General features: G+C 41.7%; 27 protein-coding genes. 17 read left to right on the forward strand and 10 right to left on the reverse strand.

Annotation, left to right across the window (positions count from 1 at the left end; all coding sequences use genetic code 11):
• Positions 1-25: 25 nt before the first annotated feature.
• From rluB to C2M33_RS08950, 4 genes are all read right to left on the reverse strand, one after another.
• Complete coding sequence (gene rluB, locus C2M33_RS08935) at positions 26-898, reverse strand: 23S rRNA pseudouridine(2605) synthase RluB (protein ID WP_063704647.1); 873 nt, start codon at positions 896-898, stop codon at positions 26-28.
• Positions 895-1,485 (reverse strand): SMC-Scp complex subunit ScpB, encoded by a 591-nt coding sequence (scpB, locus tag C2M33_RS08940; protein WP_105174307.1) that lies wholly within the window; start codon positions 1,483-1,485, stop codon positions 895-897. Before scpB ends, rluB begins: the two co-directional genes overlap by 4 nt.
• 130 nt (positions 1,486-1,615) lie before the next feature.
• Entirely contained in the window at positions 1,616-2,137 is a 522-nt protein-coding gene (locus C2M33_RS08945; protein WP_063704643.1) for an EF-hand domain-containing protein, read from the reverse strand.
• 206 nt (positions 2,138-2,343) lie between these two features.
• Complete coding sequence (locus C2M33_RS08950; RefSeq protein WP_063704641.1) at positions 2,344-2,778, reverse strand: hypothetical protein; 435 nt, start codon at positions 2,776-2,778, stop codon at positions 2,344-2,346.
• Between the two features lie 246 nt (positions 2,779-3,024).
• On the opposite strand from C2M33_RS08950, the gene xthA reads away from it, so the two are divergent.
• From xthA to C2M33_RS08965, 3 genes are read left to right on the forward strand one after another with little or no spacing between them, the layout of a single operon-like run.
• Positions 3,025-3,834, forward strand: a complete 810-nt coding sequence (gene xthA / locus C2M33_RS08955; RefSeq protein ID WP_063704639.1) for an exodeoxyribonuclease III — start codon at positions 3,025-3,027, stop codon at positions 3,832-3,834.
• Complete coding sequence (locus C2M33_RS08960) at positions 3,831-4,481, forward strand: energy-coupling factor ABC transporter permease (RefSeq protein ID WP_105174308.1); 651 nt, start codon at positions 3,831-3,833, stop codon at positions 4,479-4,481. Before xthA ends, C2M33_RS08960 begins: the two co-directional genes overlap by 4 nt.
• Positions 4,478-5,275, forward strand: a complete 798-nt coding sequence (locus C2M33_RS08965) for a putative RNA methyltransferase (protein ID WP_105174309.1) — start codon at positions 4,478-4,480, stop codon at positions 5,273-5,275. The genes C2M33_RS08960 and C2M33_RS08965 overlap by 4 nt, the downstream gene beginning before the upstream one ends.
• On the opposite strand, the gene yfbV is transcribed toward C2M33_RS08965, so the two are convergent.
• Positions 5,272-5,718 carry a terminus macrodomain insulation protein YfbV gene (gene yfbV, locus C2M33_RS08970; RefSeq protein ID WP_063704635.1) on the reverse strand — a complete coding sequence of 149 codons (447 nt, stop codon included), beginning with the start codon at positions 5,716-5,718 and terminating at the stop codon, positions 5,272-5,274. The genes C2M33_RS08965 and yfbV overlap by 4 nt on opposite strands.
• Before the next feature lie 290 nt (positions 5,719-6,008).
• Between yfbV and C2M33_RS08975 the strand changes: the two genes are divergently transcribed.
• The 7 genes from C2M33_RS08975 to C2M33_RS09005 all read left to right on the forward strand — a co-directional run bounded on the left by C2M33_RS08975 (position 6,009) and on the right by C2M33_RS09005 (position 12,644).
• Positions 6,009-7,223 carry an acetate kinase gene (locus C2M33_RS08975; protein ID WP_105174310.1) on the forward strand — a complete coding sequence of 405 codons (1,215 nt, stop codon included), beginning with the start codon at positions 6,009-6,011 and terminating at the stop codon, positions 7,221-7,223.
• A 4-nt stretch (positions 7,224-7,227) separates the two neighbouring features.
• Positions 7,228-9,384, forward strand: coding sequence for a phosphate acetyltransferase (pta, locus tag C2M33_RS08980; protein WP_063704632.1), 2,157 nt, complete (start codon positions 7,228-7,230; stop codon positions 9,382-9,384).
• A 209-nt stretch (positions 9,385-9,593) separates the two neighbouring features.
• A complete protein-coding gene (locus C2M33_RS08985; RefSeq protein ID WP_054552960.1) occupies positions 9,594-9,986 on the forward strand; it encodes an ACT domain-containing protein in 393 nt (130 codons plus the stop codon).
• A 3-nt stretch (positions 9,987-9,989) separates the two neighbouring features.
• Entirely contained in the window at positions 9,990-10,487 is a 498-nt protein-coding gene (locus C2M33_RS08990; RefSeq protein ID WP_063704631.1) for a PTS glucose transporter subunit IIA, read from the forward strand.
• Between the two features lie 5 nt (positions 10,488-10,492).
• Entirely contained in the window at positions 10,493-10,837 is a 345-nt protein-coding gene (locus tag C2M33_RS08995) for an ArsC family reductase (protein WP_105174311.1), read from the forward strand.
• Positions 10,837-11,967 (forward strand): succinyl-diaminopimelate desuccinylase, encoded by a 1,131-nt coding sequence (dapE, locus tag C2M33_RS09000; protein ID WP_105174312.1) that lies wholly within the window; start codon positions 10,837-10,839, stop codon positions 11,965-11,967. The genes C2M33_RS08995 and dapE overlap by 1 nt, the downstream gene beginning before the upstream one ends.
• A complete protein-coding gene (locus C2M33_RS09005; RefSeq protein WP_105174313.1) occupies positions 11,964-12,644 on the forward strand; it encodes a M15 family metallopeptidase in 681 nt (226 codons plus the stop codon). The genes dapE and C2M33_RS09005 overlap by 4 nt, the downstream gene beginning before the upstream one ends.
• Here C2M33_RS09005 and C2M33_RS09010 read toward each other — a convergent pair.
• Entirely contained in the window at positions 12,631-13,500 is an 870-nt protein-coding gene (locus tag C2M33_RS09010; RefSeq protein ID WP_105174355.1) for a DMT family transporter, read from the reverse strand. The two genes, C2M33_RS09005 and C2M33_RS09010, sit on opposite strands and share 14 nt — an antisense overlap.
• A gap of 137 nt (positions 13,501-13,637) precedes the next feature.
• Between C2M33_RS09010 and C2M33_RS09015 the strand changes: the two genes are divergently transcribed.
• The 4 genes from C2M33_RS09015 to C2M33_RS09030 are packed head-to-tail and all read left to right on the forward strand — an operon-like array spanning position 13,638 to position 16,538.
• Positions 13,638-15,002 carry a COG3014 family protein gene (locus C2M33_RS09015; protein WP_105174314.1) on the forward strand — a complete coding sequence of 455 codons (1,365 nt, stop codon included), beginning with the start codon at positions 13,638-13,640 and terminating at the stop codon, positions 15,000-15,002.
• 8 nt (positions 15,003-15,010) lie between these two features.
• Complete coding sequence (locus C2M33_RS09020; protein ID WP_054552954.1) at positions 15,011-15,436, forward strand: YcfL family protein; 426 nt, start codon at positions 15,011-15,013, stop codon at positions 15,434-15,436.
• A 10-nt stretch (positions 15,437-15,446) separates the two neighbouring features.
• Positions 15,447-16,058 (forward strand): penicillin-binding protein activator LpoB, encoded by a 612-nt coding sequence (lpoB, locus tag C2M33_RS09025; protein WP_054552953.1) that lies wholly within the window; start codon positions 15,447-15,449, stop codon positions 16,056-16,058.
• Between the two features lie 12 nt (positions 16,059-16,070).
• Entirely contained in the window at positions 16,071-16,538 is a 468-nt protein-coding gene (locus tag C2M33_RS09030) for a glycine zipper 2TM domain-containing protein (RefSeq protein WP_063704626.1), read from the forward strand.
• A gap of 25 nt (positions 16,539-16,563) precedes the next feature.
• Here C2M33_RS09030 and C2M33_RS09035 read toward each other — a convergent pair whose 3' ends face one another.
• Together C2M33_RS09035 and C2M33_RS09040 are read right to left on the reverse strand one after the other, a co-directional pair.
• Entirely contained in the window at positions 16,564-17,781 is a 1,218-nt protein-coding gene (locus C2M33_RS09035; protein ID WP_063704625.1) for a pyridoxal phosphate-dependent aminotransferase, read from the reverse strand.
• A 93-nt stretch (positions 17,782-17,874) separates the two neighbouring features.
• Positions 17,875-18,219: an Hpt domain-containing protein gene (locus tag C2M33_RS09040; RefSeq protein WP_063704624.1), complete on the reverse strand. Its 345-nt coding sequence runs from the start codon at positions 18,217-18,219 to the stop codon at positions 17,875-17,877.
• A 129-nt stretch (positions 18,220-18,348) separates the two neighbouring features.
• Between C2M33_RS09040 and C2M33_RS09045 the strand changes: the two genes are divergently transcribed.
• Together C2M33_RS09045 and C2M33_RS09050 are read left to right on the forward strand one after the other, a co-directional pair.
• On the forward strand, positions 18,349-18,948 hold the full coding sequence (locus C2M33_RS09045) for a tRNA-uridine aminocarboxypropyltransferase (protein ID WP_105174315.1): 600 nt from the start codon (positions 18,349-18,351) through the stop codon (positions 18,946-18,948).
• Positions 18,948-19,724, forward strand: coding sequence for a CLCA_X family protein (locus C2M33_RS09050; protein WP_105174316.1), 777 nt, complete (start codon positions 18,948-18,950; stop codon positions 19,722-19,724). The genes C2M33_RS09045 and C2M33_RS09050 overlap by 1 nt, the downstream gene beginning before the upstream one ends.
• Here the strand turns inward: C2M33_RS09050 and C2M33_RS09055 are convergent.
• Together C2M33_RS09055 and dcd are read right to left on the reverse strand one after the other, a co-directional pair.
• Complete coding sequence (locus tag C2M33_RS09055; RefSeq protein ID WP_105174317.1) at positions 19,690-22,185, reverse strand: EAL domain-containing protein; 2,496 nt, start codon at positions 22,183-22,185, stop codon at positions 19,690-19,692. The two genes, C2M33_RS09050 and C2M33_RS09055, sit on opposite strands and share 35 nt — an antisense overlap.
• A gap of 133 nt (positions 22,186-22,318) precedes the next feature.
• The gene (gene dcd / locus C2M33_RS09060; protein WP_063704618.1) at positions 22,319-22,906 is read right to left on the reverse strand and encodes a dCTP deaminase; all 588 of its coding nucleotides are present in this window, start codon (positions 22,904-22,906) and stop codon (positions 22,319-22,321) included.
• A gap of 281 nt (positions 22,907-23,187) precedes the next feature.
• Between dcd and C2M33_RS09065 the strand changes: the two genes are divergently transcribed.
• Positions 23,188-23,514: a hypothetical protein gene (locus C2M33_RS09065; RefSeq protein ID WP_063704615.1), complete on the forward strand. Its 327-nt coding sequence runs from the start codon at positions 23,188-23,190 to the stop codon at positions 23,512-23,514.
• The last annotated feature ends 40 nt before the right edge of the window (positions 23,515-23,554 follow it).

Genomic DNA, 23,554 nt, shown 5'->3' on the forward strand with positions numbered 1-23,554 from the left:
CTGCAAACAAGTTTGAATATAGTTTTTAACGACGCTTAGTTTGTTTAGCACGTTGATTGTGCTTTTTAACCGCTTTACGGATTTGGTTAATTTTAGCACGTTTATCTTTACGCTTTTCAGGAATAACCGACAGCTTAGTTTGCGTTTCGCGGCCAAGTTGTACTGTTTTACGTAAATAGTTAACCGTGTCTAAATCAAGCTCAGCCCAACCACCTTGTGGCAAACGCTTATCAAGCTCTAACTTACCGTAACGAATACGGATAAGACGCGATACTTCAACATCTTGTGATTGCCATAAACGACGAACTTCGCGGTTACGACCTTCTGTTAAAGTCACATTAAACCAACGGTTGATACCTTCACCACCCATAGGTTTGATGTTTAAGAATTTCGCAGGACCATCATCAAGCTCAACACCTTTTGTTAAAGTGCGCAGCGTTTCGTTTGTCACTTCACCAAATACGCGAGCAGAGTACTCACGCTCTACTTCGTAGCTTGGGTGCATTAAACGGTTGGCAAGCTCGCCATCGTTAGTAAACAGCATTAAACCTGCGGTATTAATATCTAGTCGGCCAACTGCAATCCAGCGCTCGCCATCGACACGTGGTAGGCGGTCAAATACAGTACGACGACCTTCAGGGTCTTTACGCGTACATAACTCACCTTCTGGTTTGTTATACATAAGCACACGACAAATTCGGTCGGCTTTGTCTTCGATTTTCACCACGTGACCATCAACACGAATTACATCGGTTGCTTCTACGCGGTCGCCTAAACGGGCCACTTTACCATTCACGCTCACGCGATTGGCATCGATGTATTTTTCCATTTCACGACGTGAACCCACGCCAGCACGGGCTAATACTTTTTGTAACTTTTCAGTTTCTACATTACTCATTCAGATAGTTCTCTCACAGAAGGATCGCTCAATAACTGGTTGATTTTACTCTCCTGAAGTTCAGGTAACGGCGGTAATTCATCTAAACCAGCTAATGAAAAATAATCTAAGAAAGCGGATGTTGTAGCATACAACGCTGGGCGCCCTGGCACTTCTTTATGGCCAACAACCCTAATCCACTCTCTTTCTATTAAGGTTTTAATAATCCCTGAGCCAACAGTCACACCCCGCACTTGTTCAATTTCACCACGGGTAATAGGTTGTCTGTAGGCAATCAAGGATAAAGTTTCTAGTAGTGCTCTTGAGTATTTAGGTGCGCGTTCTTGCCATAAGTTTGCCAGCCAAGGGGCTAAACTGGCACAGGCCTGAAACCTGTAACCGCTGCCAACTGCAACAAGCTTGATGCCTCGGGTTTGATAATGCGTTTGAATCTGTTCGATTGCATTATTAATGCGTGGCATAGATACGCTTAAATCAGCTAATACTGTCTCTTTTAAATGACGTTTAGACACAGGTTTTCCAGCAACAAAAATCGCGGCTTCTATGATCTCGACTAACTGTTCATCACTGATACGTTTTGTGGCCATTGCTACTAAAGGTCATTTTAAATCACTAACGCACTATTATGACAGAAGTCAGCCAAGGTTGGAAAAATTATTGTAAAAAAGCCAGTGTAAAACACTGGCTTTGGGGGATTTTTATGAATGAATATTGAAATTAGCTCTTTTTGACCATTTCAAGGGCATCATCTTCTGCCACATCGCTGCCATATTTGCTAATGTAGCTAATGAACTCGGTGCGACTTACACGCTTATCTTTGTTGCTATCCATGTAGCCAAAATGATTTGCGATGTCGTCGTCATCCGCTTCTTCAATAGAGATGTAACCATTTTTATCGTTGTCTAACGATTTAAAGTCACTTTCGATCGGGTCAAACTTAGCGATTTCTGCTTTAAATGCTGATTCAGACACCTCGCTATCTGTTGCCACTTTGCCTGTATTTAACTGCATGTAGGCGTTAAATTCTGTACGGCTAATTTGCTCATCCATGTTGGTATCGATGTTTGAGAAATGCTCCCAAATTGCATCGTCATCTGCTTCTACTTTCGAGATATAACCATCATGGTCGTTATCTAGGCTGCCAAAATCGCTGTCGATTTTTGCTAAAGAGTTACTTGCAGAACATGCTGATAGGCTTAATGCTGCTAAAATTGTTGATGCTAAAGTTAACTTGTTCATAAGACATTTCCTTGTAGTCGATTAGATTCAGTTAGACTATTTCAAGTTGAATGCCAAAATGCCTTATTGACTAAAATCAAGCACTTACAACTAAGTTAAGTTTTGGTTAAGCCTATGATTTAGAAAGCTTTTCATGGATTTCTGTAATTTTTTCATAAAAAAAGCGCTCCGATGAGCGCTTTTTACAAATCGCTAAAATGTCGCGATTAGATAGCTGCGTTTTGGTAACGCTTAACGAAATCTGTTACTGCTTCGCCATTACATTTTAAGGTATTTAAGTTACCAATTTTTTCACGCACAGGTGTTAAACCTTGCTTAAGTGCAGTAATACAAAGCTGAGTTTCTTTTTGCTCATTTTTAGCAAACACTTCAACAGCTGCTTTTGTTGCTGCTTCTTGTGATTGTGCTTTTTTAGCAATTTCACGGATATCTGTGCCGTTACATAAAATGCTTTGTGAAAAACGTGACATTGAAATGCCGTGTTTTGCTGCTTCTTTACGTGCAGCGGTAAACCCTTCGTTCGCACTTAAGCTACATAACTTTGATTCGATACGGTTATCAGCTGAAAAGTAGTGCGGGTTGCTTGCTAATGAGCCAAATGAGATACATGCAAGAGAAAGCATCACTAATTGTTTTTTCATGGTTTACCTTTAAATAGTACATAATATGAACGGGTGGTTTGCGCGCATTATATAAACAAAAATCAGTAGATCAACTGAATTATTTATTTAATTTAATAATTAATAATGAGTTAACAATGTCTTTAAAATAAGCAGCAATTGTTCAACATTTACTCAATTTGATTTTCGTAATTTGCTCATGAATAAGCCCTAGTTTGATGATAGAATTGCGCTAAACGAATAATCAAAAATACAGATAGGTAAACCATGAAGGTAATCTCATTTAACATTAACGGGCTGCGCGCTCGTTTACACCAATTGCAGGCCGTAATTGATAAACATCAACCAGATATCATCGGCTTACAAGAAATCAAAGTGCACGATGAGGCCTTCCCTCTCGAAGACGTACAAAAAATGGGCTATCACGTTTATTTTCATGGTCAAAAAGCACATTACGGTGTGGCAATGTTATGTAAGCAAGAACCTAAATCTGTAGTAAAAGGTTTTGCAACCGATACCGACGAATCACAGCGCCGTATGATCAGCGTAACAGTGACACAAGAAAATGGTCGCGACTTAACGGTAATGAATGGCTACTTCCCGCAAGGTGACAACATTGCCCATGAAACAAAGTTTCCTTATAAGCGTCAATTCTATAAAGATTTAATGACCCATCTAGAAGATAACCACACGCCTGATCAAGATGTTATCGTGATGGGTGACATTAATATTTCGCCAACTGATCTCGACATTGGTATTGGTGAACCAAACCGTAAACGCTGGTTAAAAACAGGTAAGTGTTCTTTCCAACCTGAAGAGCGTGAATGGTTAAGCACGTTATTAAACTGGGGCTTTAAAGATACCTTCCGTGAACTTTATCCAGAAAAAACAGAACAATATTCGTGGTTTGATTACCGCTCAAAAGGGTTTGATGACAACCGCGGTCTGCGTATTGATGTGATCTTAGCAACCCCTGCTCTTGCTGAGCGTTGTGTTGAGTCTGGTATTGATTACGAGTTGCGCGGTATCGAAAAACCATCTGATCATGCGCCAATTTGGTCAACATTTAACGCATGATAGACACACTGCAATGGCAGCTCCCATTGTGGAGCTGTGTGGCTATAATAATTTGGCTCAGCTTTGATAAGCAAAGCGCATCACATTTGCTGGCAACACCGATAAGACAAGTGGGTGTACTCGCATGTGCCCTTGTACTTGCGGTACTGTGGCGTATTAAAGCAGGCATATTACCTGGCCTCGAATTGCATATTTTGGGGGTCACCGCAGTGACCCTAATTTTAGGTTGGCGACTGGCTATTTTTGCAAGTACCTTGGCGAGTTTGTTGTTAGTGCTGGTTGCACAATTGCCAATCAGTTTATTGCCTGTGCATTTGTTATTTACAGCGTTCATTCCAATTACGTTGAGCTATCTGTGCTTTGTAATTTGTTATACCTATTTACCAAGACACTTTTTTATTTATATCTTTTTATGCGCGTTTTTAACCGCAGCTGTTATCGCCTGTATTAAAATACTCACCAGTGGTGTGCTTTATTACTTGCTTGGTGATTACAGTTTTATTGAGATTTCAGAAAACTATTTGATCCTGTGTGCCATAATTTGGTTTCCTGAAGCGATGCTCAATGGCATGGCAATCACCTTGTTGATCACCTATCGCCCTTACTGGGTTAAAACCTTTTATGATAAGGACTACTTAGACTCATGAGTCTTCACTATCACTGCCCGCTTTGCAAACTTGAACTGACGCTCACCGATAAAACGTACCGCTGTGACAATAATCACAGTTTTGATATCGCCAAAGAGGGTTATGTCAATTTACTTCCCGTGCAAAATAAAAAGTCGAAACAACCGGGCGATAACCTTGAAATGGTGCAAGCACGCCGCGTATTTTTAAGTGCCGGGCACTATTTGTTTTTACAGCACGCTATAGCTGAATTAGTAGCATCTCTCGCTCCAAGTTCAGTGATTGATTTAGGCTGTGGTGAAGGTTTTTACACTCAAGCAATTGCAGCACAATCAAGTGCCGATGTTTATGGTGTTGATATTTCGAAGCCGGCGGTAAAATACGCCGCTAAGCGGTATGAAAATGCGCATTTTAGTGTCGCGTCGATTAGCCAAGCCCCTTTTGGAGATGCCAAAGCGGATGTACTTGTTAGTGTGTTTGCCCCTTTATTTGCACAAGAACTTGCCCGCCTTGCCAAACCGCAAGCTAGTTTAATTGTTGCAAGCCCTGGCCCTTGGCATCTTAAAGAGTTAAAAGCGTTTATTTATGCCGATGTTAAACCGCATACAGAGATAGAACCACCAGCAGGCTTCAGCAACGAGTCAACAACATTATTAGAGCAACAGGTGCTGTTGTCTGTTGATGAGATTAAACATTTAATTATGATGACGCCGTTTGCGTGGAAATTCCGCCCAGAGCATTGGCAGCAGATTGAGCAGCAAGGCCCACAAAAAGTAACGTTATCGTTTTATGTGAGCCAGTTTATTCGTGATTAGAAGTGTTCTTTAGTAAAGGCTTTATCCATTTTTTCGAACATATCTTTTAATAGTTGAGCTAAATCTGAATAGCGTGGTTTTTCAGTCGTTAATTGTGACTGATAACCATGCGCTTTCATTTTACTGTGCAGCTCTGTGTACCAACTAAGCATTGCTGGTTCTAAGCGAGTTTCTGCACGGCGGCCTAGCCACAACAAACCTTGCAGCGGTAGTGATAAAAAGAAAAGCGCGATAGTGATTGCTTGTGGAAAATAATCACTACCTAAATAATTAACTTGCATGAATACAGTCAGCATTGCCAATATTGGCATCACTGTAATAGCCAGATCTGTGGCCTTGATCACTCTAAATTCGGCAAACAATGGAGCGAGCTCTTGTCGCATCGGCCATTTTTTAGCGTATTGACGACCTGTTTGCACTTGTGACATGACACCTTTTTGCATCATCACTCCTAGGGTCTTCATCTTGTTTCACAATCGAGTGTAACACACTCCCGGATACAATCCCTGCAAAACCTGTCCTAGTTTTAATACCAAATTAATGGTAATGAGACTAACGTTTAATGTCTAAATGAGATAAAATGTTATCGGCTTAAGTCAACCAGACTTTAGTATAATTACAGCCTAGCTTTGTTAAGTGTAGCAACAAAATACTTATTTACTATACTGGCAAAGAATTCTAATTATCAAGCCTTAATATACACTGACTGATATCGTATTTTTAGGACCTAGCTATGTCGACGCACCTTTGCTCACCACAACATGTTTTAGTACTGAACTGTGGTAGTTCAAGTTTAAAATTTGCCATTTTAGATGCCACTACTTCTGACGAAGTTATTTCTGGTTTAGCTGAGCGCCTTGGCTCAGACACGCCTTCAATCAAATATAAATATAATGGTGAAAAACAACTTATCGAACTGGCAAAGGGCCAAGCCCATGATGCAGCCATTGCTGAGCTTGTGAAGCTAGTTAATGAGTTAGGTCTGGCAGATAACTTAATTGCTGTGGGTCATCGTGTTGTGCACGGTGGTGAGCATTTCACTGAGTCTGTGCTTATCGACGATAATGTACTTACAGCTATCGAAAAAACAGCGGCACTTGCTCCACTTCATAACCCTGCAAATTTATTGGGCATTCGCACTGCACAGCAAGCGTTCTCAACGCTGCCACAAATTGCAGTGTTTGATACGGCATTTCATCAAACGATGCCAAATATTGCGTACTTATACGCCCTACCTTACTCGCTTTATAAAGAGCATGGCGTAAGACGTTATGGTTTTCATGGTACAAGCCATTATTATGTTGCTGGTGAAGCGGCAAAATTGCTAGGTAAAGAGCGTGAGCAAACCAATGTGATCAGTGCGCATTTAGGTAATGGTTGTTCGGTTTGTGCGATTAAAGATGGTAAGAGTGTTGATACGAGTATGGGTCTTACACCGCTTGAAGGCTTAGTGATGGGCACGCGCAGTGGTAGCATCGACCCGGGTTTATTCACGTTTTTAACTCAGCAACTTAATTATTCAGTGCAAGAAATTGATGACTTACTTAATAAGAAAAGTGGCCTGTTAGGTATTAGTGAATTATCAAATGACTGTCGCACTATTGAAGAAGCCGCTGTTGAAGGTCACTCGCAAGCAAACCTTGCACTCGATATTTTCTGCTACCGTTTAGCAAAACAAATCGCCGCATTCTTAGTGCCTGTACAACGCCTTGATGCACTTATTTTCACCGGTGGTATCGGTGAAAACTCAGATATCATTCGTGACAAAGTGATCACCCAATTAGGCTTTTTAGGCCTTGAGTGTGACGAAGCTGCAAACTTAGCGGCACGTTTTGGTAAAGAAGGCTTAATCTCAAAAGGCCAAGCACATGCTAAAGCGTTTGTGATCCCGACCAACGAAGAATGGGTTATTGCTAACGATGCAGCCCGCATTGCAAAGGAGGGTTAAGTAAATGGCACGTAGAATTATGTTGATCCCTATTTCGACAGGGGTTGGTTTAACATCTGTTTCTGTTGGTCTAGTGCGTGCGCTTGAGCAAAAGGCGCTTAAAGTAAACTTTTTCAAACCAATTGCACAGCCGCGTTCTGGCGATACAGGCCCTGAAAAGTCGACACAAATTGTCACCCATGGCTCACCAATTAATCCGCCTACTCCCTTCGATTTGAGCTATGCAGAACAAATGATTGGTGATGGTAAAGGCGACGACTTACTTGAAGAAATCGTCGAGCGCTTTGAAAACACCATTAAAGAAGATGAAATTGCAATTATCGAAGGTATGGTGCCAACACGTCGTCAGCCTTACGCAGGCCGTGTAAACCGTGAAATCGCGCAAACTCTGGGTGCTGATATTGTTTTTGTTTTAACGCCTAGTAACGATAGCAACGACCAAATTGAAGACCGTTTAGAAATCGCCTCAGGCAACTATGGCGGTGTTAACCACCCTCGCGTGTTAGGCTGTATTTTCAATAAAGTTAATGCACCTTTAGATGACGAAGGTCGTGCCCGTGCTGACCTTGTTGAAGCCCATGAGCCTGAACAACTTGAAAACGAATTAAACCGTTTAGCATCGCTGCCTATTTTCAGAAAGCACCCATTTAAATTATTAGGTTCAATCCCGTGGGATTTCGACCTAGTAGCGCCGCGTGTGCGTGATTTATGTGAATACTTAAAGGCCGAAGTTATTAACGAAGGCGACATGGCTCACCGTCGTTTACGTCGCGTTACTTTCTGTGCCCGTACAGTATCGAATATTTTAAGCCACTTTACCCCAGGTGCATTACTGGTCACTCCGGGCGATCGCTCTGATGTATTAGTTGCCGCTTGTTTATCGGCTATGAATGGCACCAAGCTTGGGGCTATTTTATTAACCGGTGGCTTTAAGCCGGAAGATCGCATCATGAAATTATGCGAACAAGCGATGGATACCGGCCTGCCAATTCTTGCAACAGAAGAAGATACGTGGCGCACGTCTTTATTACTGCACAACTTCAATATGGAAGTACCGTGTGATGATGATCAGCGTATCGATAAAGTAAAAGATCACAACGCCAGCCACATTGACTCTGATTGGTTAGACAGCCTAGCGCAAAGTGTTGGTCGTACTCGTAAAATGTCTCCGCCAGCGTTTCGTTTCTTACTAACAGACAAAGCCCGTCAAGCGAATAAAACCGTTGTTTTACCAGAAGGTAATGAGCCGCGTACAATTAAAGCTGCGGCAATTTGTGGCCAACGTGGCATTGCAAAAACAATCTTACTTGGTGACAAAGAAGAGATTTTACGTATTGCTGAGCAACAAGGTGTTGAGCTTAACGATAACGTAACTATTGTTGAGCCAGCGGATGTGATCAACGATTACGTTGCGCCTATGGTTGAAATTCGTAAAAACAAAGGCTTAACAGAAGTGGTTGCCCAAGAGCAATTACTTGATAACGTGGTGCTTGGCACCATGATGCTTGAACAAGGTAAAGTAGATGGTCTAGTGTCGGGTGCGGTTAACACCACAGCGAATACGATTCGCCCCCCGCTACAGTTAATTAAAACTGCACCGGGTTCATCGTTGGTATCGTCTGTGTTCTTTATGTTATTACCTGATCAAGTTCTGGTTTACGGTGACTGTGCAATCAACCCTGACCCAACAGCAGAGCAACTGGCCGATATCGCGATCCAGTCAGCTGATTCAGCGGCTGCGTTTGGTATTGAACCTCGTGTTGCAATGATCAGCTACAGTACGGGTACTTCGGGTTCAGGTGCTGACGTAGAAAAAGTGCGTGAAGCCACTAAACTTGCCCAGCAAAAGCGCCCTGATTTAGTGATTGATGGCCCGCTTCAGTACGACGCTGCAATTATGGAAAATGTAGCAATTAAGAAAGCACCAGACAGCCCGGTTGCAGGTAAAGCAACGGTGTTTGTATTCCCAGATTTAAATACCGGTAATACAACCTATAAAGCAGTTCAACGGAGTGCCGATTTAATTAGTATTGGCCCAATGCTGCAAGGTATGCGTAAGCCGGTAAATGACTTGAGTCGTGGTGCATTAGTAGACGATATTGTTTACACCATTGCCCTTACAGCGATTCAAGCTAAGCAAGTTGAAAGCTTAGAAAATTAACCCTTCAAAATTTAGGCTAATTTATAAAACCCTTATAAATTAGCCTATTACCTTCTTTATACTGACCTATTCCCATATTTATCCACAGAATCTGTGGACAACCTCAACAGCGATATTGAGTAAAACCTCAGCAATCAAAATTATTGCGCTTTATCTTAACTTTGTTTACCTATACTATAAATTCAAAGGCTTCAAAGATAGGATCGCAGATGTCAAAACAAACGTTACAACTTCATAGTGAAGAACTTACCATTCATAGTTTAGATGTCGATGCAACGATTGACCCTGCCTTACTCCAACAAGCTATTTTCTTTATTGCAAAAACGGCTGATGAGCTGTCTATTGTCTGCCCAAGTAGTTTCCAGCTCGACAGCCTGGACCAAGAAACCGACTGGCAAGCACTGGAAGTCATTGGCCCACTTGGTTTTTCGTTGACTGGTATTATGGCGAACATTTCTGGCGTGCTAGCAAAAGCGTCGATTTCGATTTTTGCTTTATCTACTTACGATACCGATTATGTATTAGTGAAAAAGCAAAGTATGGCCAAAGCCATTACAGCTCTGAAAAAAGACGGTTACCATGTGCTAGGTGATGTTAAATAAGCCATGACTAACGAAGTTCAATACTTACCCGAACGCAGCCTCAGAAAAGCGCGCTGCATGGCCATTAAAAGCCCATTTAGTGGGCGTGTAAAAAGCATTAACGAGCACCCTGAGCCATTTTTTCGTTTTGCCACCCTTGGCCCAGGGATTAGTGTTGAACTAACCAGCCACAACATCATTGCGCCATTCGATGGCACCCTATTACAAGTTAAAAATGCTGGTAAAGAATACATTTTACAAGCAAAAAACGGTTTAAAAGTTTTATTAAACTTATCGTTTTCATCGGTTGAAGAACATATCAACCACACCAATATCGCTAAATTAAACGGCAGTAAAATTAGCCAAGGTGAACGATTAGCCTATTTTGATTTACGCGAGTTGAGCAGCCCTATGCTTGGTACGCTTTGCGTTCTCAATAGCCAACACCTTGGACCCCTTTATTATTCACTATCTCAGGTCACTGCTGGGGTAGACACATTACTCACTGTAACTAAAAAGTAGAATTTATGACTATCATGTACGGTATCAGCAATTGCGATACAATTAAAAAAGCCAAGAAATATTTAACTGATAACAATCAAGAATTTACTTTCCATGATTACCGTAAAGACGGCATTAGTGCTGAGCTAGTTAATGAGTTAGCAGCGCATATTGATTGGCAAGATTTAGTTAATAAACGCGGCACAACTTATCGCCAATTATCTGATGAGCAAAAGCAAAACCTAGATAAAGAATCTGCATTAGCATTACTTGTTGAGCAACCTGCGATGATCAAGCGCCCGGTACTTGTGCATAATGGCCAATACCACTTAGGTTTTAAACCCGCTCAATACGATGAGATTTTTGCCTAATGACTCACCCTGTTATTGAACTTGCTCAAGCGCTTATCCAGCGTGAATCAGTGACGCCTGAAGATGCTGGTTGCCAAGCGTTAATGAACGAACGCCTTGAAAAACTTGGCTTTAATATTGAATCACTGTTTTTCACCGATACGCTAAATACTTGGGCTCGTAAGGGCGATGCGTCACCGCATTTTTGTTTTGCTGGTCACACTGATGTTGTACCAACAGGTCCTGAAAAAAATTGGCAGCACCCGCCTTTTTCTGCACTGGTAAAAGACGGTATGTTACATGGTCGCGGCGCAGCCGATATGAAAGGTTCACTGGCTGCTATGGTGGTTGCCACTGAGCGTTTTGTGGCTAAGCACCCAGATCACAAAGGTTCAATTTCGTTTTTAATTACGTCTGATGAAGAAGGCCCGTTTATCAACGGCACAACCCGTGTTATCGATACCCTCGAAGCACGAGGCGAAAAGATTGATTTGTGCCTAGTTGGCGAACCCTCTTCACGAGATGTGCTTGGCGATGTGGTAAAAAATGGTCGTCGCGGTTCATTAACTGGCTTTTTAACCGTGAAAGGTGTGCAAGGCCATGTTGCTTACCCGCATCTAGCGCAAAACCCAATTCATTTAGCTGCTCCTGCGTTAACTGAACTGAGTCAAACCGAGTGGGATCAAGGTAACGAATTTTTCCCTGCAACGAGTTTTCAGGTTTCGAATATTAACGGCGGTACCGGTGCCGGAAATGTGATCCCAGGTGAACTTGAGATTCAATTTAACTTTCGCTTTAGTACTGAAGTAACTCACCAACAGCTACAGCAGCGAGTGGTTGATATTGTTGAGAAACACAACCTCAATTACGAGCTAAATTGGATTGTCAATGGGCTGCCTTTTTTAACCGATCATGGCCCGTTAGTTGATGCTACCGTGCACGCTATAAAGCAGGTGACTGGACGCGACACCGCGCTTGAAACCACCGGTGGTACTTCTGATGGTCGCTTTATCGCACAAACGGGCGCCAAAGTCATTGAGCTTGGTCCTCGTAATGAAACCATTCATAAAGTAGATGAATGTGTTAGCACGGATGATTTAATTCAACTAGCTGATATTTACGAAGTGATTTTAGAGCAACTGCTTACATGAACCCAACCGAGCTTAAACAATGCGCCACGGGGTTAAGTAGCTCACATTTAGTTGAGCTACAAAACCATCGCTTGCATTGTGATATTGTCGATGATTTTTTAGCTCTGCAGCAAGGAGCAAAAGAAGCTGGTATTGATCTGACAATTGCCTCAAGCTTTCGTGATTTTCATCGTCAAAGTGCTATTTGGAATGCTAAATTTCAGGGCCTTAGACCGGTTTACACCCTTGAGCAACAAACGGTAGATTTAGAAAATCTAAGTGATACTGAAAAGTGCCACGCTATTATGCTTTACTCAGCACTGCCTGGGGCAAGTAGGCACCACTTTGGTACCGACCTCGACATTTACGATACCCGCCCTATTGACGATGATTACCAGCTGCAATTAACCCCTGATGAGTATTCGCCCACAGGGCCCTTTGCCAAGCTTGCTGCATGGCTTGACGATAACCTAGAAAAATATGGTTTTTATCGCCCTTATCAGGAGTACAAAGGTGGGGTTGCTCCTGAGCCTTGGCATATCAGTCATATTGGTGTGTCTGCTAAGATGATGGCGTTTTTGTCAGTTGCAACATTACAGCACTGTATTGAACAAAGTGAGCTGAGCGGCAAACAAGCGATACTAGCTGAACTTAACACCCTTTATGAACGCTACGTATTAAATATTAATACGCCCTAATTTTAGCCATTAAAAATACCAGTACAGCGCCAAGAATTAAGGCGCTGGCTAAAACTAAACGCGCTGTTAATTGCTCATCTAAAACCACCACCCCAGCTAATGTGGCAAGCACAGGCACGGTTAGCTGCACCACCCCTGCTTGGCTACTTTTAAGCCTAGGTAATGCTATGTACCAAATGCTATAACCAAGCCCGGACGCAAGCGCTCCTGAAGCTATCGCCAAATAAACCCCACTGGCAGTAATACCTTGCCAATCAACCACGGCTAGAAACACTAAAATTGGCACGAGTATTAAACTTCTTAGAAAGTTAAAGCTGGTTGCTTGCAAAGGTGAGCTGCATGATTTTCCGCGAATACTGTAAACACCCCATGCCACACCACTTAACGCCATGAGCATTGCCGGCATCAAAGAAGGCACCGTGGCTGAGGGCAGCATTAAGTATATAAAACCCACAAAAGCGACAAACAAAGCCCCCCACTGCACTTTACTGAGTGGTTCTTTATTTAAAACACTATGGCTTATCATGGTTAACTGTACTGCTGAAAATAAGATAAGTGCGCCTGTGCCTGTGTTTAAATCAACATAGGCAACTGAAAAGCACAGCGCGTAAACAAATAAGCTAAGCGCACTGATATTGTTACCTTTATCGGTTAAAGGTTTAGCTGTTGGCGATTTTGTTCGCCTTAGCTTTATTTGCCATAAAAGTAAGCCAAGCAACATAAACGCCCCACTGGCTAAGCGAATAGCAGTAAAACTTAACGGATCAATATCACCACTTTGTAATGCCATTCGGCACAGCAAAGAGTTAGCTGCAAACGCACAAAGTGCAATCAAGGTATACAGTATGGTGCTCAACAAATGAGTTATCCTTTTGGTTTTAAAAAAGATAAGACCTAAAATTAGACAATTAACTTACGATTTTTTACATAATTTATCATAGAAGGTTAAGCCGCGTATGCTAATCTCAGTACATTGTTTAAAAGGAGTGTTCAGTGCATCGACGTTTATTTATTGGAGCTGCTCTACTGTTATCTGGTTGCAGTACCATAGGTATTACTGATCTATTCCAAGATTATGCGACGCAGCTAAGACCTGTGCGCCAAGCTGTTTCTCAGAATAACATAGCAAGTGCGCAGCAACTTTTGCCAAGTAACAGCCGAGGCCATAGTAACTATTTGTTAAATCAGCTTGAAACGGCCCGTCTTGAGTTTTTGGCTAAACAAAATTCTCAGGCTAATGAGACCTTTGAAGCTGTTTATCAAAATATGGAAAAAAAGCGTCAAGCAGCCAAAGTACAGCTAAGTGCAGGCCTTGAGCAAACAAATTCATTATTAACCAATGACTCAGTGATTGGTTATGAGCCAGCAGCCTATGAAATGACCATGCTGCATAGCTACAAAGCACTGAGTTATGTATTTGATAAACAACTTGAATCTGCATTAGTTGAAGTTAGACGTGCAAATAAAGTTCAAGAAGATGCACTAAAAGACAATCAAGCTGTACTTGATGAACAAGCAGAAAAGGCCGCTGAAGGTTACCCTGATATGGCTGAGCTAATTGGTAATGTCAAAAATGGCTTTCAAAATGCCTTTACGTTTTATTTGTCTGGCCTACTTTATGAGGCAGATAAACAATTTGATGATGCCTATATCGATTATAAAAAAGCACTCGAAATAAATAGCGAAAATAGCTACTTACAGCAAACAGTGTTACGCCTTGCCAAAAAACAAGGGTTTGATCAGGACTTTGAAGAATTTAGCAAACGCTTTGGCAAGCTAAAACAGACTCAAGCAAACACGGGCCAAGTAATTGTAATTGCAGAGCAAGGTTTGATACCAGCAAGGCAAGAGTTTCATTTACGATTACCCATTTATACCTCCCGGGGTGATGCACGCTTTTACAGTATTGCCATGCCAGTTTATCGCGATGCGCCCTATGCGGGCAGTAATAAAACAGTGACTCTTGATGGCGAAAATTTGCCACTGACGCCCATTGTTAGGCTTGAAGCACTGGCAGCAAAAACATTGAAAGATCAAAGTGCTGGCAGAATAACCCGTCAAGTAATGCGTTTGGTAGCAAAAGAAAAGATGCGCGCAGAATTGGCAAGAAGCGGCGGCGATGTCGGTAATATTTTAGCGAATATTTATAACATAGCATCAGAGCAAGCTGATACGCGAAGCTGGTCGACTTTACCAAGTCAACTGAGTATTGCACAGCACGCGATGTCAGCAGGTCAGCACGCTTTAAGCGTGCCGGGACATGGCGAAATAGACTTTACGGTTAGTAAGCAAGGGTTAACCTTGATTTTCCTAACCTCTATAAATAACTACTACGACACACATGTTGTACAACTCTAGGAGCAATGATGAAATACTTAGTGCCACTATTAACCATTTTACTTGTTGCGGCTTGCTCCTCACGCCCTACCACTTCTGGCATTGGTGTTGAGCAGGCATCACAACAGTATAACCAACAACTGATTGTTAATAACCCTGAACTTGGCAAGAAATTAGCCATTACAGATGTAAAAACACGCCAAACAAATGGCTTAACCGATGTTGTTGTGACACTGGCAAGCCAGTATAAAAAGTCTCAATACTTACAATATCAATTTACTTGGTATGACGCTGATGGCTTTGTTATTCGCGGCAACCATTCACCTTGGCAACCCATTACATTATTTGGATTTGCTAAGACCCAATTACCGGGCCTAGCCCCGACAGCAAATGCTGTCACCTTCTCGCTTGCAGTGCGTGAAGTGTCAACAGAAGCACAAGAATTTGAAGATTAAGGATACTACAATGAAATTACTTTCTGTTAAGTCGGCTGCGGCCGTTGCAATGACAAGCGCTTTGTTGCTGTCTGGTTGTGCTAATAAAGCCGTTGTTAGCTATGGTGATGCGCAAGCTGTTGAAACCACAGATATCAATTTTGGCTCAACGGATCTACAAAAAGTAGCAAGCCAAATGACAGACTCGTTACTTGCTTCACCTGTGGTTGGCACCATGACAGCAAATACTCGCCCTATCGTGTTTGTTGAGCGTATTAAAAACAAAACGAGCGAGCACATTGATACTGAATCAATCACCGATTCAATCTCAACACAGTTATTACGCAGTGGTAAGTTCCGCTTTGTTGATATGACCCGTGTTGAAGCTGTGCGCGAACAACTTAATTTCCAAAACGTTGATCCTCTTGTCGATCCAAATACCGCTATCGCTTTTGGCCAGCAAGTTGGTGCGCAATATATGTTATACGGCAACTTATCGAGCATTGTTAAATCAAATGCTGACAAGGCTGATGTGTATTACAAATTCACCATGCGTTTAATGGATTTAAAAAGCGGCCTAGTTGAATGGGCTGATGAAACTGAAATCCGCAAAACACGTGAGAAATCAACTTTTGGCTGGTAGTCAGGAGGGGTTATGAAATACCTAGTAGCAATCCTAGCAAGCTGTTTATTACTGAGCTCGCCTAGTTATGCTGACTATCAGCGTAACAAAGCAGTACCAGTACAACAGGTGTTATTTGGCTCAGTACAATCAGTGCGAACCATTACCGAACAAGAACTGGTCAGAGACAGAACCAATGGCTGGGAAACCTTTGGTGGTGCGCTTATTGGCGGTGTTATCGGTAATCAGTTTGGTGGCGGCAGTGGCCGCACTGTAGCAACCATTTTAGGTTCGATGATTGGTGGCTCTGTTGCTCACAACCGCCAACAAAACAGTCGCGTCATACAATATCAGCTCGTTGAATTGATGATCAAAGTAGAAAGCGGCGAACAGTTTATGGTTGTGCAAGACAAAGACAACCAAATGCTGTTCAACCAAGGTGATAAAGTACGTTTGGTGTACCTCACCGATAACACGGTGCGTGTTGATAAAGCTTATTAAAAAAGCGAGCCTCGGCTCGCTTTTTTTAACTTTGTCGATAATCAGCGAAGAATCGCTGCATCTTACTCATGGCTTCTGTTAAATCATCTTTGTTTGGTAAAAATACCAATCTGAAATGATCAGGATCAGGCCAATTAAATGCGCGACCATGCACTAATAAGATTTTCTCAGCTTTGAGTAAATCTAAAATCATGCGCTCATCGTTTTTAATATTAAAGTGCGCCGTATCCACCTTCGCAAATGCGTAAAGTGCCCCTTTAGGCTTTTTACAGCTAATACCATCAATGGCATTTAAACCACGCCATGCAATATCACGCTGCACATACAATCGACCACCAGGGTTTATCAAGTTATCGATTGACTGCACACCGCCTAAAGCTTGTTGAATAGCATACTGAGCAGGCACATTGGCACATAAGCGCATGGATGCCAGCATATCTAGGCCACGACTTAAATCTTCCATCATGCTAGTACGACCGCTTAACACCATCCAGCCCATACGCAATCCTGCCGCGCGGTACGTTTTTGCTAGGCCATTAAAGGTGATAATTGGCACATCATCACACAGCGCACCAATCGAGCTGTGGCTGACACCGTCATACAAGATTTTCTCGTAAATCTCATCGCTCAGTAACAATAACTTGTGCTCGCGAGCAATATTAATAAGTTCCATCAACAGATCATCGCTATACACCGCACCGGTTGGGTTATTCGGATTTATAAGCACCAACGCTTTAGTCTTTGACGTGATCTTCGATTTAATATCAGCAATATCAGGAAACCAATCTTGTTCTTCATCACATAGATAATGCACAGGGTTACCCCCTGCTAATTTAACCGAAGCTGTCCATAGCGGATAATCCGGTGCTGGAATAAGCACTTCGTCGTCATTATCAAGTAATGCTTGTGTGGTCATTTGAATTAATTCGCTGACCCCATTGCCAATATAAATATTATCGACATCAAGATTAAATAAACCGCGTTGCTGATAGTGTTGATAGACAGCCACACGGGCTGAGTAGAGGCCTTTAGAGTCACAGTAGCCTTGGGCTGAGTATAAGTTACGAATGATATCTTTGTGCATATCTTCAGGCATATCAAAGCCAAAGGCAGCAGGATTGCCAATGTTTAGCTTTAATACTTTTTGCCCTTCGTCTTCCATTTTTCGAGCTTGTGCAAGCACAGGCCCACGTATGTCATAACAGACACCGTCTAGTTTGTGACTCTTTTTGATTTGTGACATGGTTACCTCTACTAATTAGCCTTAAGACTAACCCAGTACGGGGCCACCACGCCAGAGGATTTTTGCGGTTATAACTGAAATAAATTCAAGTTTTTAGCGGCCAGCAAGCCATACTTGTAATTTTTCGACTGAACCTGAAACTTGTTCATCAAGGGTTTGTGATTTTTCTTGTGCTGTTGCGACATCACCTTGGTTCAAGGTCAGTTCTATTTCTTGCGCAAGTGCTGACAAACTCATGGCACCAAATTGGGCGGCATTTGATTTTAAACTGTGTGCATGCCTTGCTGCTGCTTCATTATCTGAACCAAGATTTGCAAGTACTTCAGAGCCTAAACGCTGAAATTCACTGCAACAAAAGGTTAAGGTGTCGGCAAATTGGTCACCTAAAAGTGATTCCATTCCTTCAAGCGCACTCTCATCAATTGTGATTGTCGTCATCTTTATCCCTTAATCAAAAACGTAATTATATAAATCGCAACTTTAGCGGTTCATAGCCAAAAAGCAAACCTGCTTTGCGAGTTAAGCTCATGTATACTAGGCATAGTTTTGATTTACACCTGAGTTTGTATGGCTAGAGAATTGTGCTCACATTGTGGCTTTTCAGTTAAAACCTGTTTATGTGATTCAATAAGCATAATCAATAATAAACTAAAAATCATTATATTACGCCACCCTAGTGAGGAAAAAGTTACTAAGAACACCGCTAATTTGCTGAATTTAGGATTAGAAAATTGCCAGATCTTTGCAGGTGAGTCAGAACAAGACTTTTTACAGCTTGCAACATTGCCAAAATCAACAACCGCGGTACTCTATCCTGCTGATGATGCATTATGCTTAGATGAGCACACGGCCACTTCAAATGCTTTCAAACAGTCTTTGAGCCATTTAATTGTGATTGATGGTACGTGGAAAAAAGCTTACAAAATGCTGCAATTAACTCCAAGCCTTCAGGGGTTTCAGGCTGTGAGTTTTAAGCAAATACCCCAAAACAAATACGTCATTCGTAAAGCACCACGTGCAGATAGTTTATCTACTTTAGAAGCCGTTGCTCATAGTCTAAAACTGATTGAAGGCCTTGATGTAACACCGCTATACAGATTATTAGCGGCACTGGTCGATAAGCAAACCCAACATATGCCAGATGATGTTAAGGCGCGCTATTTATAATGCGTGTATCAAAACGACTTAGCGCGGGTTTTCATCGTCAAGGGCCAGACTATCGCTTTGATGATCAGGTTGATTTTGACGATATTCGCGACACCTTTGGTTTTCGTACCATGGTGGTTGGCAATTGGGTTAATAAGCAAGAGCGGCTTTTAGCAGCAAATTTAATTTACGATGCCTTAGCTGATCTTGCACAAATTCTGACTTTGCCACCAACAGCGATTGGCCTTAGGGGTAAGCTTAATTTTGCCTTTGGTCATGGTGGCCAAAAAGGTGTGCAGGCTCATTACAATGCCCACAGCCAAACTCTTGCGCTAGCTAAAAATGCTGGCGGTGGCGCTCTCGCCCACGAATGGTTTCATGCGTTTGATCACCATATTTGTCAGCATTTATTTAAGAGCAGAAAGAGCATGCAATTTTGCTCAGCGCTGTGGCTCGAACAGTCACCAAATTTAAGCCATCCACTAAATCAGCGTTTAAATGAATTTTACCATCAGGTTTTTTTAGATACCTCAGGTGCAAATCCAAATGAGTTCGTTAAGCAATCTATCGCTTTTGATAAGCAGGTAAAACAACTATATATGAGTATGCCTGAGGAGCTAGCTGCCCGCTGTTTTGAAAAGTGCATTACCATGCACCCTGATATAAAAAATAGCTTTTTAGTGAGTGGGTTATCGACAAGTGGCTTAATCTACCCAGATGAACAGCATACAATGCGCTGCTTTTCTGCACTGCTGAATTACTTTAATCAATTAGGTTTGCTGTTGCATCAAGGCTAATTTCAACTTTCTGCACATCGCTTATCCAAGCTAAGTAGTCATCTGCACAAAGCGGTTTTGAAAAATAATACCCTTGTCCAAACTGGCAGCCATAACTTTGCAGCATTGCTAAGCTTTGTTCGTCTTCAATACCCTCAGCAACCACCTGCGCGCCCAGAGTGGCAGCAATGTCGCAGGTTGCTCGACAGATACTCTGATCATTTACTGAAAACGGCAGATTTAACACAAATTGCTTATCTATTTTCACTTCGTCAAAGCCAAGTTGACTTAAATAAGCAAGTGAAGAATAGCCAGTACCAAAATCATCAATCGCGAGTTTTAAGCCAATTAAACGGTAGTCATCAAGTGTGGCTTTAATCTTTTTACTTTCTTCCAAAGTGGCTGATTCAGTCAGCTCTAACATCACGGATTCGGCACGCACTTTTTGCTCATTTAAAATGGTGATTAACAGCACAGGTAGGTCTTTATTTAATAGATCTTTTGCTGAAATATTAATAGAAATAACGTGATCGGGTATCAGTTTGCAAAACTTCGCTTGCCACTGGATACCATTTTCAACCACCCACTCTGTAAGCTGATTGATCACCCCTGCTGATTCTGCAATTGGAATAAATACATCAGGGCTCACCGCACCAAATACAGGATGATGCCATCGCAGCAATGCTTCACAGCCCACTACTTTTCCGGTTTTCAAACAAATCTGTGGCTGAAAATGTAAGCTTAACTGGTTTTCATCTATCGCCATTTTAAGCGCTGCAGCAATGGATAACCTTTGTTCAGAAAGCCGCGCACTCTCTGAGTCGAACATGCGCCAACGCTCACCTTGTAGGCGCTTTTCGGTCATTGCTTGTATTGCACATTGCAATATTTGCTTTGCGGTATTGCCATGCATCGGGTAATAAGCAACACCAATATCAACACTATCGACTAAGTTAATATCTTCATGGGTGAGCCCTTCTTCAAAGACCCCATGGATCAAACATGCAAACTGCTCTATATGACTGAGCTCTAATTCGCCAATAACTAAGCAACCAAATGTACTGTCATCAACGTGAGCAAGCCATGCGCTCCTGCTGGCTTGAATTTCAAGCTTTAATGCATTCATGGTCTGTAGCTGAGTATTTAAGATACTTAACCTTTCATTTATACAAATATTGGCTTGCTCAAAACCAAATGTAGAACGCGCGTTTGAAAGTACATGAGGTTTAAATAACAAAACTGAAAAGTGTTGTTTCTGCGATACTTTCTTCACCATTTGCGCGAGTAAAAATTGCTTATTTGGCAGTTTAGTGTCTGCATCATGCAGCATAGAATAACTAAATGCTGAAATTTGCTGACGATCTTTTAACAACAGCACAGAACATATCGCCAGTGATGTGATAAGCAAAATGGTGTTGTGAACTCCATGATAACCAATACCAAAGCCATTCCAAATAAATAGACTAAATACCTGAGTCACAATTGTCAGAAGCATAAAACAACGAAGATGAGTGCGGCTATTTTTACGCTGCATTAAACGCAAAAATACAGCAGCTGCAAAACTTAAGAACCCGATGCATGAAACTATAAATAACCATTGGCGATTAAATTGAGGCAGTAGTGATGACAACACGGCTGCACTGAGTAAACAAACCATCATAGCTTGCCACGCTTTTTTAAAGCGAGGTTTATAGGTATGGATTGCTAGAAAGTGATATAAAAAGTAGCTCGCAAAACATAATGCAAACTCATTAACGGGCCATTTTGCTTCCCAATCTAAACCATTAACGAGATAGTTTATTAACCCGTTATCAATCAAAAATCCGATACAAACCAACACGAAGTACGCATTCAGCACCAAGTATTTTGGTTGCTGCGATACAAAAAAATAAACAGCGCACACAAACATACATAAAATTAAGACGCCTAAGATTGCGCCATAGCTTAATATGATTTGATGGAGGTTTATTTCGAACGCTTTTGCAGCAACAACCCCAACTTCTAAAGTCAGTGCCCTATCGTGCTCAAAGTTAACCAATGCCCAGCGATGTCCTTGACTATGCTCTATTAACCAATGTGGTCGCACATTTGATAAGTTTTCGAGTGAGGCGAGCCGCTGATCATCAGTCGCCTGATAACTTTCATCTAACAGATAGAACTTTGCCCAGGTTAAGTTAGGCTCACCAAGATAGACAACGTAATTTTTATTGTCGGGTAGTTGGAATAAATCGATTATTAACCAGTGGGATGTTTGCGGGGCAAGACGAATGGAACTGCTTTCGAGTGCATTCAGCTGTTTAGCATTTTGTACTGATTCTTGCAGGGTTCCACTTAATTTGGCAAGTGGCTCGGGGGAGTCAAGCAGCCAAACCGAGGCATTATCACTGGCAGCAAAAGTGCTAACGCTGTGTAAAAATACACAACACATTATTATGGGCAGCGTTCTAACAACCCGATGGATGTGCTTGCCAATAAAATGCATTTTAGCTCCGTGCTTTAAACACCAGCTAAAAGTATGGGAGGAATACGCTTAAATTGCCAATTATGCAGGATTTAATTAGGTAAAAAGTTCAGTAACAAAATGTTATGTGGCCCGAAAGCCACACAAACTCTAATTATTTATTATCATCACTGATACGACTTGCAACCGCCGTATTTTGATCTTTATATTTTGCGTCTTTACGCGTGTTATACGGATTTTCTGCAGGACTTGTCATGGTTTCAAAGCTCATGGCACCAATTTTCATCATTGGGCGAAGCGCCAATGGCAATTTACCTGAGTTATAAAACTCTAACACGATATTACCAGACCAGCCTGGATCAATACGATGTGCTGTAACATGTACCATCAAACCAAGGCGAGCTAACGATGAACGACCGTCTAACCAACCAACAATATCTGCTGGTAATGTGACTTTTTCATGGGTAATTGCCAGTGCCAGTTCACCTGGGTGCAGGAAAAATGCTTCTTCATCAGCAAGCACAATTTCGTCACTCATGATTGATTCCATCGCCTTATTTAACTGATCTTTTGGACCACTTAAGTCAACATAGGCTGCGGTATGATCTTGGAAAACTCGAAACTTGTTGCCCAAACGCAAGTCTACCGTCACACCTGAAATCATTTCTTTACTCGGTGTTGGCTCAATAACAATGCGGCCTTCGTCAATATACTGCTGAATATGGGTATCTGATAATCTCATTTATTATTCTACCTAATACAACTTAAACATATGATTTTAAGTTGAAAAAACACGCTAAGCTTTAAACTAAACACACCAAAAATCGAGTGTGTATCAGCAAAGCCAAATGGGGTGGCTATAGTGTGCCATATATTACACAAATCATCAGCGTGTTGCGCGAATAATTCTCAACTAAATAAGATAAGCCATCTCAGGTAATAAGATCAGCTCTTTCTGATTTATCTGAAGTACTGAGTTTTGTTTTAATGCCCCGATTATAAGGAGAATGAGGATAAGTTGTTATGGATTACGTCATTTTATCCGTAATAACATTGCCAGCATGCGTTGCCGCTATTTTAATTGCCAAACATTACGCTAAAAAGCATGATTTATGGCATGGCTTTCTCGTTTTTATCGGTTCATTACTATTAACTAGCTGGTCGGTGGTTGGCTTAGTTGCAAACGAAACGTTCTTTTTCCCACTGCCTTCATTACTCACTATTGTCTTTTACTTCTATTGTTTTGGTGAAACCGATATTGTGTTTATGCCTAATTTATTAATTAATCCTGGCATTGCCTTTTTTTGCTATTTTTCGAGTTACTTCTTTTATCGCAAGAAACCTTTCTAAACCCGTGTTATTAATTGTCACTTTTTGAAAATCACGTTTT

Source organism: Pseudoalteromonas sp. T1lg122 (assembly GCF_002964825.1).
Classification (GTDB): Bacteria; Pseudomonadota; Gammaproteobacteria; order Enterobacterales; family Alteromonadaceae; genus Pseudoalteromonas; species Pseudoalteromonas gelatinilytica.

Coding starts and splice junctions, on each gene's coding strand:
- rluB (WP_063704647.1), bottom strand. CDS start 898: ATGAGTAATGTAGAAACTGAAAAGTTACAAAAAGTATTAGCCCGTGCT.
- scpB (WP_105174307.1), bottom strand. CDS start 1,485: ATGGCCACAAAACGTATCAGTGATGAACAGTTAGTCGAGATCATAGAA.
- C2M33_RS08945 (WP_063704643.1), bottom strand. CDS start 2,137: ATGAACAAGTTAACTTTAGCATCAACAATTTTAGCAGCATTAAGCCTA.
- C2M33_RS08950 (WP_063704641.1), bottom strand. CDS start 2,778: ATGAAAAAACAATTAGTGATGCTTTCTCTTGCATGTATCTCATTTGGC.
- xthA (WP_063704639.1), top strand. CDS start 3,025: ATGAAGGTAATCTCATTTAACATTAACGGGCTGCGCGCTCGTTTACAC.
- C2M33_RS08960 (WP_105174308.1), top strand. CDS start 3,831: ATGATAGACACACTGCAATGGCAGCTCCCATTGTGGAGCTGTGTGGCT.
- C2M33_RS08965 (WP_105174309.1), top strand. CDS start 4,478: ATGAGTCTTCACTATCACTGCCCGCTTTGCAAACTTGAACTGACGCTC.
- yfbV (WP_063704635.1), bottom strand. CDS start 5,718: ATGCAAAAAGGTGTCATGTCACAAGTGCAAACAGGTCGTCAATACGCT.
- C2M33_RS08975 (WP_105174310.1), top strand. CDS start 6,009: ATGTCGACGCACCTTTGCTCACCACAACATGTTTTAGTACTGAACTGT.
- pta (WP_063704632.1), top strand. CDS start 7,228: ATGGCACGTAGAATTATGTTGATCCCTATTTCGACAGGGGTTGGTTTA.
- C2M33_RS08985 (WP_054552960.1), top strand. CDS start 9,594: ATGTCAAAACAAACGTTACAACTTCATAGTGAAGAACTTACCATTCAT.
- C2M33_RS08990 (WP_063704631.1), top strand. CDS start 9,990: ATGACTAACGAAGTTCAATACTTACCCGAACGCAGCCTCAGAAAAGCG.
- C2M33_RS08995 (WP_105174311.1), top strand. CDS start 10,493: ATGACTATCATGTACGGTATCAGCAATTGCGATACAATTAAAAAAGCC.
- dapE (WP_105174312.1), top strand. CDS start 10,837: ATGACTCACCCTGTTATTGAACTTGCTCAAGCGCTTATCCAGCGTGAA.
- C2M33_RS09005 (WP_105174313.1), top strand. CDS start 11,964: ATGAACCCAACCGAGCTTAAACAATGCGCCACGGGGTTAAGTAGCTCA.
- C2M33_RS09020 (WP_054552954.1), top strand. CDS start 15,011: ATGAAATACTTAGTGCCACTATTAACCATTTTACTTGTTGCGGCTTGC.
- lpoB (WP_054552953.1), top strand. CDS start 15,447: ATGAAATTACTTTCTGTTAAGTCGGCTGCGGCCGTTGCAATGACAAGC.
- C2M33_RS09030 (WP_063704626.1), top strand. CDS start 16,071: ATGAAATACCTAGTAGCAATCCTAGCAAGCTGTTTATTACTGAGCTCG.
- C2M33_RS09035 (WP_063704625.1), bottom strand. CDS start 17,781: ATGTCACAAATCAAAAAGAGTCACAAACTAGACGGTGTCTGTTATGAC.
- C2M33_RS09040 (WP_063704624.1), bottom strand. CDS start 18,219: ATGACGACAATCACAATTGATGAGAGTGCGCTTGAAGGAATGGAATCA.
- C2M33_RS09045 (WP_105174315.1), top strand. CDS start 18,349: ATGGCTAGAGAATTGTGCTCACATTGTGGCTTTTCAGTTAAAACCTGT.
- C2M33_RS09050 (WP_105174316.1), top strand. CDS start 18,948: ATGCGTGTATCAAAACGACTTAGCGCGGGTTTTCATCGTCAAGGGCCA.
- C2M33_RS09055 (WP_105174317.1), bottom strand. CDS start 22,185: ATGCATTTTATTGGCAAGCACATCCATCGGGTTGTTAGAACGCTGCCC.
- dcd (WP_063704618.1), bottom strand. CDS start 22,906: ATGAGATTATCAGATACCCATATTCAGCAGTATATTGACGAAGGCCGC.
- C2M33_RS09065 (WP_063704615.1), top strand. CDS start 23,188: ATGGATTACGTCATTTTATCCGTAATAACATTGCCAGCATGCGTTGCC.